This window comes from Shewanella sp. 4t3-1-2LB, assembly GCF_017368415.1.
GTDB classification, from domain to species: Bacteria; Pseudomonadota; Gammaproteobacteria; order Enterobacterales; family Shewanellaceae; genus Shewanella; species Shewanella fodinae.
Map to the genome: position 1 here is coordinate 1 of NZ_JAFNJD010000010.1, position 17,634 is coordinate 17,634.

Consider the following 17,634-nt stretch of genomic DNA (forward strand, 5'->3'; position numbering starts at 1 on the left):
ACTGCGGCAGTGTGATTGCGGCTCACCGAGCCAGCGGAACAAACTAAAACAAGCTAGCTGGAGCGATGACTACCGTGAAAAAGTGTTCTTTGGTTAGAAATTGCTCAAAGTGTGCTCCGACCCTGGTTACCGCCGTGATTGCGGTGTTCGCCCAGATAGATGCCTTGCCAAGTGCCTAACGCCAACTGCCCATTGCGTATCGGCAACAGTAAACTGGTGCCGAGCAGACTGGACTTGATGTGTGCCGGCATATCATCAGTACACACAAGTTGAAGAAAAATGGACATGTATCTTATTGATTAATATTGAACAGTTAAAATTCGGGATGTCCATCTATTTGTGAAAAAATTGACATTTTGCTTTCCTAAGCCCATCTAAAATTTTTCTTGGTGCACTAATAAATGCAAAATCTATTTGTTGAATTCCCTTATGTAAATGGCCATCGCTTGCATGAGGGTTTCTCTTTCTTTAGTAAGAACCTTTATTTCTGATTCAAGTTGATTGCAAACCTTATCGGAGTTCTGTTCTTGCTTAAATGATTGCGCATCCTTTACCCATCTATGAATAGTGCTAACTGAGACTCCATTGGAAGTTGCTACATCAGCTACTGACTTACCCTTTGCAATAACTTCGCGTATCAACTTTTGCTTTTCTTTATCGTTATATAGCTTATACATATGGCTTTCAAACTTATGACTTTAGCAATGATGCTTAGTATTCCTAAGTATACATGTTACTATAAAACTTAGACAATCTAAGTATGATAGAGCTTGATGATGATTAGCAAATTTTGCAATTTTCAAACCCTTTTCCAGAGCGTCTTAAAAGTGCTCGAACTAGAGCTGGAATCTCTCAAAAAGAACTTGGCATTAGAATTGGGATGGAACCAAGTTCAGCGAGTGGACGCATGAATCACTATGAGAAAGGTCGGCACGTTCCAGATGTGTCAACGTTGAAGCGCTTGGCTGAGGAACTCGACGTTCCATTAAACTATTTTTTTTGTGAAACTGACATAATGGCAGAGTTTGTTCTTCTTTTCGATTCACTTAGCGAAGAGAAGCAGCGTGAACTCATAGAAAAGGTTAAGAAAGAAAACCATAAAAGTTAATGAGATCAGCATCATGTCAAAATGGGTTCAGAAAGAAATTACGTTGAAAGCCAAGTCAAGAGGCTTCCACTTGGTCACGGATGAGATTTTAAAACAATTATATGATATCACCTCATTCAAGATGGGTATGTGTAATATGTTTTTACTACATACTTCCGCGTCGCTTAGTGTTAACGAGAACGCTGACCCAACAGTTAGACATGATTTTGAAAGTTATTTTTCACGTTTGGTTCCTGAATACGAGCCATACTATTTGCATACATATGAAGGTCCCGATGATCTTTCCGCTCACGTTAAAAGCAGTGTTATAGGCTGCAGTGTTAATATTCCAATTCAAAATGGTCAGCTTAAACTAGGTTGTTGGCAAGGCATATATCTAGGGGAACACCGTAATAATGGGGGAAATAGAAAATTGTTCATAACTATGAACGGAGTCTAATACTGTAAATACTAATAAGCCGGAAAATTTAAAGAATAAACTAAATTTTTCAATGTGTTAATCGCAAGTTTTATTCAATCTCTGCACCTTAAATTGTTCAATCAGCACACCACTTTTACTAGCCATCTTCCGTAATTTCCTTGTAGGTTAAAATGACAACTTTGAATTTATAAGGTAGACTTTTGAATATCATAGACGACTTTAGACGACTTTAGACGACTTTAGACGACTTTAGACTTTTGGAATTTCAATTTTCATGAGCTCCGAACAATGGGTTACCGCAAGTGAAGTGGCGCATCATTTAGGTGTAGCGAAAGATACTGTTTATCGCTGGCGTGAGAGAAAGAATTTACCGGCACACAAAATCGGAAGGCTTTGGAAGTTTCAGTTATCAGAAGTAGATGAATGGGTGCGCGAAGGAGGTGCGGCTTATCACGGGGACAATGGATGTCATGACTGAACTTCAAACTGAAGCACAAACTCGTATTGACTTGATTGATTCACAGTTAGCTTATGCAGGCTGGTCGAATAGTCGCCGGACCTTAATTGAAGAGTTTCTGCTCAAAACTAGCGAGCCAGAAAGCAAAGGTTTTGTCCAACAATTTGCCGACTATGTCCTTTTAGGCTCAGATGGAAATCCAATTGCCATAGTAGAGGCAAAGAAGTCTTCACGTGATGAGCTTGCAGGAAAACGACAGGCGGCAGACTATGCGGACTTAATCAAAGCAAAGTTCGATAGCGATCCATTTATTTTTCTTACCAACGGCAAAGAAATTCAATTTTGGGATCGGGAACGATACGCACCCAGAAAAATATCGGGCTTTTATACTAGAGATGACCTAGAGCGTTTACGCCATCAACGTCAATATGCGCAACCACTGAATAGCATTTCTATTAATGCAGATATTGCAGGACGTGACTATCAAAACGAAGCAATACGTCGTGTAACAGAAGGCATGGATGAAGCTAAACGAAAATTCTTGCTGATTATGGCTACCGGAACCGGTAAAACAAGAACTACCATTGCTCTCGTCGATGCTCTGCTGCGATCCAAACGAGTTCAGCGAGTACTATTTCTAGCGGACAGACGGGAACTTGTTCGCCAAGCCATGTCGGAATTTAAAGCGCATCTGCCAAATGAGAGCCTAGATCGAATTGAGTCCGGTCAAACCTCGGGGGCACGAATCCAATTTTCAACCTACCCGAGTATGATGCAGGTGTATTCACGCCTGTCTGTTGGGTATTACGACATGATTGTGGCGGATGAAAGCCATCGCTCTATATATAATCGTTACAAAGCAATATTTGATCATTTTGACACTATACAGCTAGGTCTCACAGCAACACCAACCGATTATATCGATCACAACACTTTCGAACTATTTGACTGTGGAAATGGCGCTCCTAGTTATTACTACAGCTATGCACAAGCTATAGCCGATAATAATCTCGTTAACTATCGCGTATTGGATGCACAGACAAATTTCCAACTGAAAGGCATTCAAGGTGATGCTCTTCCTGAGCCACTAAAACAAATGGCGTCTGACCAAGGTGTAGAATTAGATGAACTCAACTTTGATGGCAGCGATATAGAAAAAAGCATTATTAATCAGGGAACTAATGATGCCATGGTTCGTGAGTTCCTGGAAAAATGCCGTAAAGATATTCGTGGCCTGCCACACAAATCGATTATTTTCGCCGTGAGTCATGCTCATGCAAAAGGTCTTTACGAGGCGTTTAATCGCCTTTATCCAGAGTTACAACGTCAGGGTGTCGCGGAAATTATAGATAGTCATATGGAACGTGCGGACTCCACACTAGAAGACTTCAAATATCGGACGATGCCACGAGTGGCAATTTCGGTAGATATGCTAGATACAGGTGTTGATGTCCCCGCTATACAAAATCTCGTCTTTGCTAAGCCAGTATTTAGTAAGATTAAATTTTGGCAAATGATTGGACGCGGAACACGCCTTTATACCGACAAATCCACGGGCACGATTAAAAAAGATTTTCTCATTATCGACCACTGGAAAAACTTTGCTTACTTCAAACTAAAACCAGATGGCGAGATAGATCATCCTAGTGAACCGCTTCCTGTTCGTCTGTTTCGGTTGCGTTTAGAAAAATGGCAGTTATTGCATGCCCAGCAGCATGACTCACGAACTACGGTTAAAGAACTATTGGTAATGGTACAAGCACTCCCAAGGCAAAGCATCAACGTACGGCCGCACTGGGATGAACTTGATGTACTTGTGAAACAATGGCCAGATCCGAGCGATGAATCAATTGAATATCTTGCAAAAACCATTGCACCATTAATGAGTCTAGCACCATTGGCTGGGTTGGATGAACTCCAGTTTCGGATCTGGTGTGAACGCTTTGTCATTGCTTGGCTCAAAAGCGATACAGTAGATCAGACAAGAGTCTGCGAACGCATTCAGGAAGTAATTAAAACCCTTGCTGAGAATATTCCAGAAGTTCAAGAAGTAGCCGAGCAGCGAGCCTGGGTTCTAACCGAAGGCTTTTGGTTACACATTAATCTGGAGCGTTTGGAAAATCTTCAATCCCTTTTTGCTCCATTGATGCGTTATCGCACCAGCACACCAAACAAAGCAGTGGAGATAAATCTGCCAGACAGTATTACCCAACGTAGCTGGATTATTTATGGTCCAACAGGTGAAGGTGCATTTGCTGAAAGTTATCGCGAGCAAGTCGAGGCAATGGTTAAACGTTTAGCTGACCAGTTGCCAGAATTAGCAAAACTCAAGCAAGGCGAGCCATTAAATGATACAGAGCTTGAACAAATCAGTAACACGCTAAACCAGTCAGATCTATTTGTCACGGAAGACTCATTACGAAAAGCGTTTGAAGCACCTGCTGCGTCCTTGGCTGACTTTCTGAGGCATATACTTTGCCAAGATGCTCAACTACCCAATAGAGAACAGCGTATCAATGAAGCCTTTGATGCTTTTATTGCCGAACATGGATATTTTCGAGCCAACCAACTTTATTTTCTGCGCGCAGTAAAAACGGCAGTGTTGCGCCACGGCCGTATCACTCGTGCCACACTCAGCGAGCCACCACTCTCAAGGGTTGGCCGTGTAGAGGCACTCTTTCCATCTCAAAATATCGAAGAATTAATCAATTTTACCAACAATTTGTTGGATGAAGCGGTTTAAGAACGAACAGGACATATTAAATGCTAGTTCCACACATAAAGAAAAAAGTCAATGAGCTTTGGAACCGTTTTTGGGCAGCAGGGCTTACCAACCCATTAGTTGCCGTTGAACAAATTACTTATCTTCTTTTCCTAAAGCGGTTAGAAGATATCGATCTCAAACGTCAACAACGTGGCTTCACATCTATTTACACAGGTCATGAGACTTGCAAGTGGAGCTACATTCGCCAGGAAAAGACCAATCCATCGCACCTTATAGATGTTGTATTCCCGTGGCTACGTGAACTTGAAAAACACTTCAGCAGCAATACCGAAGATGACACGGAACTGGCCAGCTTAAACAATCGTATGGCCGACGCTTATTTTCAGCTAGATCCTAACAAAGGCAAAGTTCTTTCAGATACGATAGACTCAATTGACCAACTTTTTGCCCGTGCTGGTGATGGTTCAGCTGCACAAGATATTATGGGTGACACTTTTGAGTATTTACTCAGCGAAGTGGCAACGGCAGGGAAGAACGGTCAATTCCGTACCCCAAGGCATATAATTCGATTCATTGTTGAGTTACTTGACCCAGAGCCTGGTCAGCGGGTTATAGATCCTGCAGCAGGGACAGGCGGCTTTTTGTTTAGTACACAACAGCATTTAATGCGCAAATACTCCACACAAGAAAACCTTGTTCTGGAGTGGGATGGCACTCCTCACCATACTGACGGTGCAGCGGCAACAACAGATCAATATACCGCCATCCATAATGGTGCCAACTTTGTCGGTTTAGATAATGACCGCACTATGGCGCGTATCGGTTGGATGAACCTCGTTCTACATGACGTTACCGATCCGCATCTAATACAAGGGGACTCTCTCAGTAAGCGTGAAGGAAAGAAAAACCTTAAAGAACTGCTTGAACCCGAAACCTATAACTTTGTATTAGCTAACCCCCCCTTCACTGGCACTGTTGATAGCGGTGATTTGGAACCAAATTCTGTGCTTTTTCCTCGCGTGGGGGGGGGCGGCAAGAAAAAAGATGACGCTGTGACCAATAAAAGCGAGCTGCTCTTTTTATGGTTAATGCTAGACCTACTGGATATAGGTGGGCGCTGTGCGGTCGTCATCCCGGAAGGTGTTTTATTTGGTAATACCGATGCCCACGTGCGCTTACGCCGTGAGCTGTTAGCTGAGCATGTGGTCGAAGGTGTTATCTCACTCCCTGGTGGCGTATTTCAACCTTATACAGGTGTTAAAACGTCGATATTAATTTTCAGGAAAGTAACTCGCAGAGACAATAAGCAAACTCTGCCGAGCAATGCGGCCCCACTCAGTGAGTACATTTGGTTTTACGAAGTTGACGAAGACGGCTACACCAAAGATGCTAAGCGGAATGAGCGCCCAGGTCAGCAGAATGACCTGTGGGATGCATTGGTTAAATTTAAAGCCTGGATCGAGCAGGGCCGCTCCGGCGCAAAACAAAACGAGAAAATACACTTCCAGCCAAAATTCCACACTGAGCGATGGCGCCAAGCTTTGCTACGAGATACCGCCGACAAATTGACTCCTGCAGGAGAAGCGTTTACTTCATTGCCAGATACTGGCATGTGGGATGGACAGGTATGGCCCATTCACGAATTATTCCCAGAACTGCCCTCAGACCCAAAAGAAGCTGAAAAACAAGTTCGCAATACTGTCAGTAAAGCATTAGGCGAGTTGGCAAATCGTTATTTTGCTCAGGCAAGTATACCTGTATGGGAAAAATGGCGAGAATTCGGTAAAGGTAAGAAAAAATTTGACTCAGAAAAAGCACTCAGCGAATGGCTAAAAGCCATAAAACCTAGACAGCAGGCGTTTAATCGCAGCGCTCGAGAGTTACACAAATTTTTTGAACCAGAAGACGGCGCAGCACTGCCTCTATGGAAAGATATTGTTAAAGACATACTTAATGCATCTCTGAACTTCTACGAGCATATTATTCGTGATGCGCAAAATCTACAAATTACCGAATCTAACATGGTCAGTGATCTGGATGCTGAAATGCTGCCGATTGCCCGAGAGCTGGCGAAGATAGATGGCTTTGATGTCACACTACGCAGTTTGGCCATTGACCAACAAACAGAGTTAAAAGATGCCAAACATTGGGTCGTGCCGGTAAGAGCTTGGGCAGTCGACGAAAAGTGGCACAGCGATGACGGTATGCTTGTCGGCTCACACGATGCAGATGGACTAGTTCGTAGCGCCTATATAGAAGAGATGTTGGCGCAAGGCCTTTATGACGATAAGGGCAAGTTAAAAGACGACTTGCTGGAGCCTGACTGCATTGAAGCTCGGGATTGGAACCTCTCCGCTGGGCAATACAAACCGTTTGATTTTACCCAGATCAAAAGTGACAAAAGTGTCGTTGAGTTAATAGGTGAACTAAAAGCTACCGAGCAAGATATTATCAAAGGTTTGGATAGATTGCTGACGATGGTGGAGGGGCGTGAATGAGCCTTCCTAAATCATGGGTACAAACAACGGTAGGAGCAGTAGTTCTAGATATCCAACCTGGCTTTGCACAAAAGCCAGGTGAGGAAGATGAAGGGACAACGCCACAAATTCGCACCCACAATATCACCCCAGAAGGGGACATTAGCCTAGAAGGGATAAAGCACATAACTGCGAGTGATAAAGAAACAGCTCGCTATTCTCTATCGATTGGTGATGTTATTTTTAACAACACCAATAGCGAGGAGTGGGTAGGTAAATCGGCCGTCTTTGATCAAGAAGGTGAGTTCGTTTTTTCTAATCACATGACTCGTTTACAAGTAAATTCCAAGCTAATTTCACCCGAATATCTCGCAAGCAATCTTCACTTTTTGTGGTCAATGGGTTATTCAAAAACTCGTGCGAAAAGATGGGTAAGTCAGGCGGGGATTGAGAGTAATACGCTTGCGTCTTTCAAACTACCGCTTCCTGTAATTTCTGAACAGCAGCAAATCGTTCAGATTTTGCAACAAGTGAGGTCAATAGATAAAACCAAACAATCAATCAGTGACAAGATTGATGAGCTTGTAAAAACAGCATATTGGCAATACTTTAGTGATTGGTATCAAAATGATGGTCTTGTTGACCCGATAAGAATTAAAGATTGCATAGCTGATTTTCAATATGGTGTCTCAGAGGCAATGGAAGAAACCGGTACACATGCTGTGCTGCGTATGAACAGCATTACTACTAGCGGTTGGATAGATTTATCCGATTTGAAATACGCCAGTTTGTCTGAGAAAGACATTCAGGCAACCAAACTAATGGATGGTGATCTATTATTTAATCGAACAAATTCCAAAGAGCTAGTTGGAAAGTGTGCGATCTGGCGGCCAGTTGATGGCCAATACAGTTACGCCTCATATCTTGTTCGCTTGCGTCTTAAGCCAAAAATTTTGTCAGAATATCTCTGGGCAACACTGAATAGTGCTTACGGTAAATATCGCCTATTCAATTCTGCGAAACAGGCAGTGAGTATGGCCAATGTCAGTCCTACGGATTTAGGTCGAATCACGGTTCCTTTGCCTCCTTTAGAGTTACAGGAGAAGTTCGCAAATTTGGTGCAGTCGCTTGAAGAGCTTCGCACTCAAATACTTGCGAAGATGGATAGATATTCAGAATTAAGTAATCTAATTTTAAGGCAGGCGTTAATTGGTCAGTTAACGAGCCGTTGGCGTGAAGTGCATGCACGAGAACTTGCCGAAGAAGCATTTGCGCGAGATGCGTTACTTCGCGCACAAGGCGCCAAAATATTTAGTGTCAGCCCCAAAATATCATCGACTTATAGTATTCAGAATGAAATCCCTGCGCGAAAAGTTCAGCACCGACTACAAGCTGAACTCAGCAAGTTTCAGTGCAAAGTTTTGACTTTGTTTACAGGATATTGCCAAGAGAGCGGACAATCATTGATAGTCGAAGATCCTGAAGTCTTTGCGCGATTTTTGGATGACGATTCAGTCTCCGAAAGCTTACAGGAATTCGGAGAATCACTCGGTAACCGTATTCGGCGCACACTCAGCCAACTGGCGTCACTCGGTTTAATCGCCAAAATTACTTTGCCTAAGCAAAATGCTGAAACTGACGAGCGTGAATACCTCAAAGCGTTTCGCCCCTTGCGTGCCGAAGAATTGACTCGCATGAAGGATTTACAACAGTTGCGTAAATCCCTTTCAAACAGCGAAGGAAATACGCTTTATTTTGAGGTTGAACTTGATTACGAAACCTCTTCTAACGCAGGCGCTGATGGTATGTTTCAGGTTATTTCTCTCACCGATAGTAGCGGAAAAGACACTACCCACCTAATCGACCAAGGGATGCATTATGAGTCGCTTGATGATCTGAGAAGTGATATCGCCGATAAGCTTAGTGTAAGCGCAAAATTAATTGAACTGGAGGTGGCATAATGCGTTTACGGTACTTACACCTCAAAAATTACCCGCCAATTAATGATATTAAAGTTTGCTTTGCCAGTGGTTCTCCACTGGCTCGTGAATGCGCTATTCGCTTTGTTGTTGGTGTTAATGGCAGTGGTAAATCCAACTTATTACGCGCTGTGGCAGAGGTATTTTTAGCTTTGTCTGATTTACGTGTATCTGCATTTCCTGTCAATTTGGTATATGAACTAGGGATTCGAGGTAAAACGAATCATCGAACCTTGCTGTTACATTGTCCTGGCGGACGAAAAAAGGCCAGCCTATGGATTCGTGAACGTTTCTTTTTTGAAGATCACACAAAACAAGATATTTTTGATGTTTTCTTTGAACAACTGAGCAAAGCTGGTAAACCAAATGACTCTGCATTCATCCCATTAATTGAACCGGGAAACTGGCCGCTACGGGATAGTACCCCTCCACAAATTGCTTTGCCGACGGCAGTACTTGCATATACTACCGGTGATTTACGCCCCTGGCGTTCAGTTTGGAACCGCAATCAAGACTCCGAAGACTTCTTAGAAAACAGCGAGGATGTACTAAACGATGAGCGACCAGCAGGTTGGACGATAGAACAAGAGAAAAGCTTTCAACTATCTCAACAAGCTTCTGAAGATAGTGCCCGAGATCAATTTGGTAGCATTCGTGCAGACACTGTACAGTTCCGACGACCCATTTTGTTGGATACCACATTGCTTAAATGCGCCTTGTTGGCCGTATCACTTTCCCAATCCTTCAAAGTACAAAGTGATGTCAAAAATTCCCTAGATACCCTGCTCACTAGTGGCGGATGGCATAAGCTGATATCTGTAGCATTCCGTAGCCATCTTCAGACAGATAATTGGAGTGAATCTCTGTGCGAGACAGCTCATGATTGGTGGTTATGTGCAAGTGATGTTGTATCTGAACCACATCCGTTTGAGCAACGTCGCACACTGTACTTTGATATTAATAATTCCTTTAACAATCAAGGGGTGTCATTTGTATCTGCTTCACAAAGAGAACTGAAAAATAGCGACTCTCATGGTGAAGCATTGTTAAGTTTGCTGGGCGGTAGTGCGGGCGAAAATACGAAACCATTTGACGTGTTTACTCACTTGTTAGAACTCAAGCGAGCAGGTTTATTTGAGGATGTTTTATTGCGTATACGCCGCAACACTGCACCAGAGCCTAATGATGAAGACATAAACGATGACATTGGTATTCTGCGTTATGAAGAATTATCTGATGGTGAACAGATGGTGCTGGGACGAATGGCCTTGTTTCACTTGTTTCACGGCCAGCAGGATACTCTTTTATTGTTGGATGAGCCGGAAACACATTTTAATGACAGATGGAAACGGGAAATTGTCGATATAATTGATGATGCAATAGGTCGAACATCTAATGATGTTCTAATTTCGACGCATTCAGCGATTGTTCTCTCTGACGTGTTTAATAACGAAATTGTTATGGTGCAGAAAACTGATAAAGGATCTCATGTTATACCAGTTAATGAACCTACCTTCGCCACTGACCCAAGTGCATTGATGATGACAGTATTTGAAGCAGAAGATAGTATCGGGAAGCGTGCACAGGAATATATTGAGGAAAAACTGAAACAAGTCAAAGGTACGCCAGAAGAAATATCAGATCTTGAGCAACTAATATCACGCATGGGCTCCGGTTTTTATCGTAGTGAGTTACGAACTTTATTGAATTCCTGGCGAGGTGAAAATGCTTAAACCTATTCATCGCGTTACCTGTTCGCCTGCACTGGCTGCTTGCCAGCAATTGATGAAAAAGTTCGCACTTTGGCTTTGTGATCCTGCGATTACTTCAGTAAGTGTGACTCAGCAAGGTTTGCAACCACCTATTTTAGCAACAGCTATTGAAGCTAATTGGTTGTGGAACTTTCTTCAACGCGTTGAAAAGCAAAGCACTCTGTTAGAGCGAGCGCAAATTGTCGCAAACATGTCTGGTCAAAATAAGGCGGCACTGACTAATTGGGTAAATTCAGTTGCTTTACTTACAAATCAATTTTCTGCCGTACCTGGACTTTGGCCAACTACTAAGCCAATTCCTGAAGCAGAATGGAAAGCATTTAAAGTATTATTGGAAGCTTTTTATGAAAAAGGGTTTCGCAGCGGGTTACCCTTTTTGCCCAATGGCGCACCAACTGTGACAGGGGGAGTCACGTATGCTAAATATGTAAAGGATTTCCGTGATGCCCACCGTATAAATCCTCACTCCGATGCATATGAAATTTGCGTACTCTGCGGTGATAGACTTGGAGACACTCCACATGTTGATCATTGGATTATTAAAAGCGCCTATCCTCTGCTGAGTATGTGTCAAGACAACCTAACTCTTATCTGTAGTGTATGTAACGAATCGCCAAACAAAGGTGACAAGCCAGTCCATACTGTCGGCAATTTCGCAGATTGGTTTCACCCATATCTAAGACCTGGAAATGGAACGATACAACTTACCTACGATTTACCTTCACTCTCAGTAAAATGCACAACAATAAACACAGCAGATCAATCAAAAGCAGATAATTTGGATTCGCTGTTAAATTTAACAAGTCGCTGGACGAGATCATTTAAGGCGAAATATACCTCTCACCAAGATACTTTAAGAAGGAGAGAGCAAAAAAAAATAAATAATGGACAAAATCGCCATACGATCGAAGATATTCATTCTTATATTGAACAATGGAAAGACGATCTGAATGCAAGAGAACCGCAATATGAAGTTCTTAGTGTATTAGCTGAAGCGTTACTACAACCAGATAGACTTTCCGCTTGGCATGATGAACTAAGTTATATGACGTAAGGATTACATTAGCCGAGACTGGTTCAAATAAGCTTATTAAGTTTACTAATTAACATTAGATTTTCTGCTAGTACAGCTTCGTATTTATCTCTGTATTCTTCAGTTTTTTGCTTTTCTATGCGTAGCTTAGCTTCAAATATTTGCACTTGCGAGAATTTTAACTCTTTCGACTTTTCAATCTCTTCAATTAAGCTTGCAAATACTTTACGAGATTTCTTAATGCTTCCTTTCTTCCTTCCGGCCTCCAATGCTACGGAATCATTGGTAATTTTAGTGCCTTTAGGTACATTGACCGAAGTACCATTTTTAAGGCGTTCTAATGCTTCAAAATATTCTAGAATATTACTCATCACGTCTCCTTATCTTGCACTGCATGCGTATCAAGTCTTGAAGCTGCTCATTTTCAAATTTATGCTCTATGGAGGTAGGTTCTAATTTCTGGACGAAAATTTCCATTGATTGGATGACATGGTCTAGTTTGTGGGTTTTGATCACCGCCTTATCACAATCAATGCATGCTGAAACTGCTCTTAACGCTTTTTTATCACAAGGCTTTACCGAAAGGCATGCCCCCAAAGGCGTTTCCGTATATGCAATCTCACCATTTCTAAATTTTTTAATTATATCTTCTCTACTAATTAGGTTTACATTCATGTCATTTCGAGGCTTGGTATATTTTTCAATATATCGCCCACCGGTACCTTCAAGGAGGGTATTAGATTCTAGAATTGATTTAATAAAAGCAAGAGCGTCTGCAACAGGTTTAACTTTATTCAACTCCGATATAAAGTGTTCCTTATTACCTTGCATAAAAAAGTTTAGCTGCATTCCAGAACCTTTAGCATAGTAAAGAGACATATAGTTAGTGGTATGCTTAAGTTGTTGTTTCAGCGAAGGTAGAGAGACGAGTCCTGACTGTGCTACATAGAATGCCAATGAGCGCCTAAACTGATGTGTTGCAATTGGCCAAGCATTTCCCTTTTGAAACTTTTGCTCTTCGTCCCAATTTCGTTCAGGGCATAACATCCTCAGTTCTTCAAGGTCACATTCATCGATGCGAGTTTCACAGTCAAATAGCTTTAATAGTTTATTGTTATCGAATGCCATAAAAAAATTGCTAATTGATTCAGGTTGGGGTTTGAAGTTTGCCTTGGCTATGTGTGCAATGTTACTAAATAGATAAAAATTATTGGGGCTTTTGAAACTATGAGTTTTAGCAATAACTGATACAATGTCTTGACATAGCTCGATTCCTGACACTGCTTCAGGACCGATTATCCATCGGCAAGGCTTCTTTGATTTTGTCAATTTTGTTGTAACACCATCAATGTAATATATTGATTTACCTGCTGATGTGTCAATTTTTAAGCAATCAAGCTTCAGACTAAGCACCTCGCTTCGTCTCATCCCTGAATACAGATGGATTTGGACTCTTACTAGATTTTGAATCAGTTTTAAGAATGAAGGTAAGTTAACTATTGATCTAATTTCAAACTTGTTAAATAGGTCTGTTAAACCAAATTCATCTATAGCATCGGGGAAAAAAGTATCATAACTATCAAACTGTTTTTTGTTAGTTAATTTCCAGTAGTTTCTCTGTGAATAAGGCGATCTTGCATAGGTCTTACTTTTTTGAACCCGCTCTAAAAATTTAATCAACATACTTTTACATGCTAGAACGGAGCTAATATTTGTTTGTAACACTTTTATGATAGATGAGTAAATTCTTGTTGGAATGACGGGAGTCTGGTCATAGGTAAATTGAGCACCTGAAATATAGTGTGACAATGAATAAATAAAATTTTTATTAACAGGTGTTAATCCAGTTTTTTTCTTGCCTAGTAAGAGAAAATAGCTTAGTAGTGAGGGTAAAATTCTAATTGCCTCTTTTGAAAGAAGGTTCAGTTTTGAATTTATAAGTGTTTGAGATTCTAAGAACTCTTTCAGTGAGTATTCTTCATTGGAAATTTTCTTCAATAAATGGCGTATCATTACTGAATAAGATATTATAGTTCCTACAGATTTAACACTATCATAACCATTGTTGGGGGTTATATAAATAATTATGAAAATTATCCATTTAAAAATCTTGGTATTAGCCTCATCGTTTCTATTTTTATTTTTTATCCATGAGCAAAAATTAATTCTACTATTGCCGACTATGGTGAGTTTATAAGGTGATAGATCCCATATTTCATTGCCATATAGAGAAAGAGGCTGACCATGTATGTTTCTACTTATAACAAAACTATCATCTGGCGCGTGAAAAGTATCATTAAAATTATCTGGTGAATATTTATCAGGAGAAAAACCGTTCAGATAGACTCCAGATTCATAGGTTATCATTACAATGCTCCTATGTTTACAAGCAAATTTAGTTTATTTTTCCAATATGGTGAAAGTTCCTCTTCTTGAACTTCCTTCTCTATCTTATTAACTTCATTCATAGTCATTTTATTTGTTTCAACAGCGAGCTTAATGAGATGTTCAATCCTGCCTAGGACTTCTGAAAACAACTGATTAAAGTGTTCAATAGAGCTAGCTAAACACTGCGTTTCTAGGATTACGTATTTCATGCTGAGTATCTTCCAGACATCTTCTTTATCCGCATGGAATGCATATTTTTCACAAAATAAGCAGTGTTCATAAATGCTACAATTAGGTGACACTGAAGAGTGTTTAGTTATAGGTTGACCTAAATCAACGCAGCCTCCGGCTGGAGTGCTAGATACTCCTATTTCGGATCGCTCCTTGAGCCGTTCAAAAAATGAATTGAACTCTGAAGTAGCAATCTCTAGAGAAATATTCCCATAAGATTTCTTTAATGTCGTTGTAGAGTTTTGAAGAAGGTCGGCAGTGATTTGGATATCACCTTTTGTTTGCTCTAATATTTTTGTTGCTTTATAAGCTCGCCATTCACGCGGGCTAATGGGAACTCGATCCATTAAAGGACCCAAGTGTTTCCGAGTTAATCCGGTCAGATAATCCCGCCTAAGAGTTTGTATATTTAATTTTCCATTATGATGACTAATAAATAGTTTTGGGAAACTTTCTCCGTTTAATATAAACTCTCTTAATTTTAAAAATAACTTGAAGGTTAGTAGAAAGGTTGTGGATATTTGAAATTTCTGTAATCTCCCTTTTGCTCGATATTTAATTACTTTTATCCCTTGGATATCTTTATCTATTTTAAAATCGTCATTCCAATCTAATTCAAAGGCTTGTTTCGAGTTCATGCCCGTGTTAGCTAGAAAGAGATTATAAAACGCAGCTTGGGCATAGTTGAAAAGAAAGATACGTATAAAATGTCTTGGATTCTTGTTCACTTTTGCTTGAAGTTTTAAAGCATTTATAACGGCCGAGTTTGCTGAGTTATGGCTTGTTTTACCATTATAAAATTGCTCTATTTCACTGGGATCATAAATTTTCCCGTTTTTGTAGTCTAATGCTCGATATTGCCACTTCCACTCACTTCTTTCCTTTAACATTTTAGGGGTCGCGAAAACCCTTTTTTGTGGCATAAGCCAAATATCTTGTTGTGGCATATGTAACTTATGAGGGAGAGGCCTACAGTTGGTCAATAAATCGGTGATTTGAGAGAAAATTTGATTGTAACATTTAAGCTGTAACTCTGCTTCTGTGTTCAGAGGCGTAATCGCTGAATTAACAGCGCTCATGTTTTTCTTGAGTAAAGAAATACCCTCAATTAGCAGAGATTGGTCGATGCCAAGACATAATGCAAGCCATTTCAAGCTGTAGTTCTGTTTAGATACAGCGGTAAGAGTACTTGTAGATTGAGACCTGATCTCACTTTTTAGTGTCGAAATATATGAAACGATACTATTTCTTGCGTCAACGGGGCTGTTAAGAACTTTGCTTTCATCATTTTTATCACACCATGACAGAAAACGTTCAAAGATAGTTAGTTCTAAAAGCAAAGAGGGCTCAGATTTACCAGTTGAAAGCTCTAATACAATGTGTTCAAGAGCATTCGAAACCGCTTTTTTTCTTTTTACCAAAATACTGCTTAGTTGAACAATTCTTTGCCCCCGATAACCAGAAGGTTCTCTTTTTAGGTAGCACCATGAGCCTATATCTAGTGGCGAAACGCGCTCATTAAACTTGACTGTCACCAATGAGTGATCGAAAAGCTCAAGTTTGTCCTTTGGAAAACCTTCTAAAAGGGAGTCAACTTCAACTTGAATGGTTTTTCTATTTACGAGTAAATTTTCACCCATCAATCAGTCCTTTCAGAAACAACTCGTATTCACTTTGAGTTTCTATAAGCAACTTGTTATGTATTCGATAATTTAAATAACCCTCCGTTGTTTCAAGCCTGCTGTGTCCCATTCGCTCTTTAACGATCATTAGCAAATCAAACCTTGAAATATCGCCTCCATTTAATTGATTCAATAGGTCTTCTATTAGATTCAAACCAAAGGTAGCTCTAAGATCATGAAATCGAAATTGAAATGTTCGCTTTGATTTTGACATCTCCCTAGCTATAGAGGTTTTAATAAATTGTCTTACGGCATCGCCTTTAGGAGGGTGGCGGTAACTTTTGATTTGTGGGTCTTTTTCTGAAACATAATATGGCTTTCCACTTTTTGTTAAGAATAAATACTGCGACTGCTTGTCGTCTGGATAGTGAGAAGATAGGTCACATCTTCTTTTTGACCTGAGTGAATTTGCATATACTTTCAATTTATCCATTACCCAAACAGGTAATAAGAGAATTATTGGTTTATTGAGCTTGGTATCTATTAGAGTCTTTCCACCAGCATGGATAATGTATAGTCCAGACTGACATTGATGTGAGTTTAGGATACTGAACCGAAGGGTACATACGGTTTGAATTCTTGCACCACTAGTCAAGGCTACTAAAAAAATTAAGGTCATCTCAGTGTTGCCAATAGCTTTCAACGCATAGGCCAATTGTTGCTGTTCATTTTTAGTCAACGGTTTTAGTTTGCCACCATCGTTTATTTCCTCAATGTTTTTTGGGGACATTAAATTTAATGATATGTCTGTTTGTCGCACCCGCTTAGCTTGTGTGAAACCATACTCATCTTGAAATGATATAAACCTTTCTGACTCATTCCATGCAGGATATCCCAGTTTAATATTTGGTTGATTTTGCAACCAACGATAGAAGCCAACAACACTACTAATCTTCCTTTTAGCCGTATTAGCTGACATCGTTCCATTTTTTACCTTCGCAACTAAGTATGCCCGATAACGATAAGTCGGTCTGCTCAATTTTCTTTTAGGAAAACAGTCATACGCAAGGTTTTCAAAAAGTAAAAACCTTTGAAAAGTCACTAAATCATTAGCGATTGACTCTAGAGTTTTAGGGTTTGGTGTATTTATATTTTCCAGTTTACTCAGTAAATATAGATTTGCAGGGGGCCAAGGCAAACCTTTTTCATCAATCAGCACTGGGAAGTGTGAGAAATTGTCTATGGGGAAACGATCAGATTCTTGTTTGCTAATTGAATATGTTCCACTATCGCGATTTTTGCTAACGATGGGTGTGTATAGTTCTAGATTACGGATTATAAACTTTGATGTTTCGGGCATTGGAAACCCACATATTGGTCTGTTTATAAAAAGAGTTTAGTCGAGCTTATAGAAATGTCCA

At 40.4% G+C, this 17,634-nt stretch carries 13 protein-coding genes and 1 pseudogene; 8 read left to right on the forward strand and 6 right to left on the reverse strand.

Annotated features, from left to right (window positions below):
* Positions 1-104 precede the first annotated feature (104 nt).
* Positions 105-257: pseudogene (locus J3L11_RS05580) on the reverse strand (YjbQ family protein); the annotation flags it as partial.
* A gap of 153 nt (positions 258-410) precedes the next feature.
* Positions 411-677: a transposase gene (locus J3L11_RS05585; RefSeq protein ID WP_207570412.1), complete on the reverse strand. Its 267-nt coding sequence runs from the start codon at positions 675-677 to the stop codon at positions 411-413.
* 113 nt (positions 678-790) lie between these two features.
* On the opposite strand from J3L11_RS05585, the gene J3L11_RS05590 reads away from it, so the two are divergent.
* The 8 genes from J3L11_RS05590 to J3L11_RS05625 all read left to right on the forward strand — a co-directional run bounded on the left by J3L11_RS05590 (position 791) and on the right by J3L11_RS05625 (position 11,993).
* Positions 791-1,108: a helix-turn-helix transcriptional regulator gene (locus J3L11_RS05590; protein ID WP_207570413.1), complete on the forward strand. Its 318-nt coding sequence runs from the start codon at positions 791-793 to the stop codon at positions 1,106-1,108.
* A 13-nt stretch (positions 1,109-1,121) separates the two neighbouring features.
* Positions 1,122-1,547, forward strand: coding sequence for a secondary thiamine-phosphate synthase enzyme YjbQ (locus J3L11_RS05595; RefSeq protein WP_207570414.1), 426 nt, complete (start codon positions 1,122-1,124; stop codon positions 1,545-1,547).
* Between the two features lie 256 nt (positions 1,548-1,803).
* Positions 1,804-2,007, forward strand: a complete 204-nt coding sequence (locus tag J3L11_RS05600) for a helix-turn-helix domain-containing protein (RefSeq protein WP_207570415.1) — start codon at positions 1,804-1,806, stop codon at positions 2,005-2,007.
* Positions 2,000-4,729: a DEAD/DEAH box helicase family protein gene (locus J3L11_RS05605; protein WP_207570416.1), complete on the forward strand. Its 2,730-nt coding sequence runs from the start codon at positions 2,000-2,002 to the stop codon at positions 4,727-4,729. Before J3L11_RS05600 ends, J3L11_RS05605 begins: the two co-directional genes overlap by 8 nt.
* A 20-nt stretch (positions 4,730-4,749) precedes the next feature.
* Positions 4,750-7,209 (forward strand): class I SAM-dependent DNA methyltransferase, encoded by a 2,460-nt coding sequence (locus J3L11_RS05610; protein ID WP_207570417.1) that lies wholly within the window; start codon positions 4,750-4,752, stop codon positions 7,207-7,209.
* Complete coding sequence (locus J3L11_RS05615) at positions 7,206-9,149, forward strand: restriction endonuclease subunit S (RefSeq protein WP_207570418.1); 1,944 nt, start codon at positions 7,206-7,208, stop codon at positions 9,147-9,149. The genes J3L11_RS05610 and J3L11_RS05615 overlap by 4 nt, the downstream gene beginning before the upstream one ends.
* Positions 9,149-10,900 (forward strand): AAA family ATPase, encoded by a 1,752-nt coding sequence (locus J3L11_RS05620; protein WP_207570419.1) that lies wholly within the window; start codon positions 9,149-9,151, stop codon positions 10,898-10,900. Before J3L11_RS05615 ends, J3L11_RS05620 begins: the two co-directional genes overlap by 1 nt.
* Entirely contained in the window at positions 10,893-11,993 is a 1,101-nt protein-coding gene (locus J3L11_RS05625) for a hypothetical protein (protein ID WP_207570420.1), read from the forward strand. The genes J3L11_RS05620 and J3L11_RS05625 overlap by 8 nt, the downstream gene beginning before the upstream one ends.
* A gap of 23 nt (positions 11,994-12,016) precedes the next feature.
* Here the strand turns inward: J3L11_RS05625 and J3L11_RS05630 are convergent, their stop codons facing one another.
* Genes J3L11_RS05630 through J3L11_RS05645 form a run of 4 tightly spaced genes read right to left on the reverse strand, consistent with a single transcriptional unit; the run spans position 12,017 to position 17,573 of the window.
* Complete coding sequence (locus tag J3L11_RS05630) at positions 12,017-12,343, reverse strand: hypothetical protein (protein ID WP_207570421.1); 327 nt, start codon at positions 12,341-12,343, stop codon at positions 12,017-12,019.
* Complete coding sequence (locus J3L11_RS05635) at positions 12,336-14,339, reverse strand: hypothetical protein (protein WP_207570422.1); 2,004 nt, start codon at positions 14,337-14,339, stop codon at positions 12,336-12,338. Before J3L11_RS05635 ends, J3L11_RS05630 begins: the two co-directional genes overlap by 8 nt.
* Complete coding sequence (locus J3L11_RS05640) at positions 14,339-16,231, reverse strand: hypothetical protein (protein ID WP_207570423.1); 1,893 nt, start codon at positions 16,229-16,231, stop codon at positions 14,339-14,341. Before J3L11_RS05640 ends, J3L11_RS05635 begins: the two co-directional genes overlap by 1 nt.
* A complete protein-coding gene (locus J3L11_RS05645) occupies positions 16,224-17,573 on the reverse strand; it encodes a site-specific integrase (protein ID WP_207570424.1) in 1,350 nt (449 codons plus the stop codon). Before J3L11_RS05645 ends, J3L11_RS05640 begins: the two co-directional genes overlap by 8 nt.
* Positions 17,574-17,634: the final 61 nt, after the last annotated feature.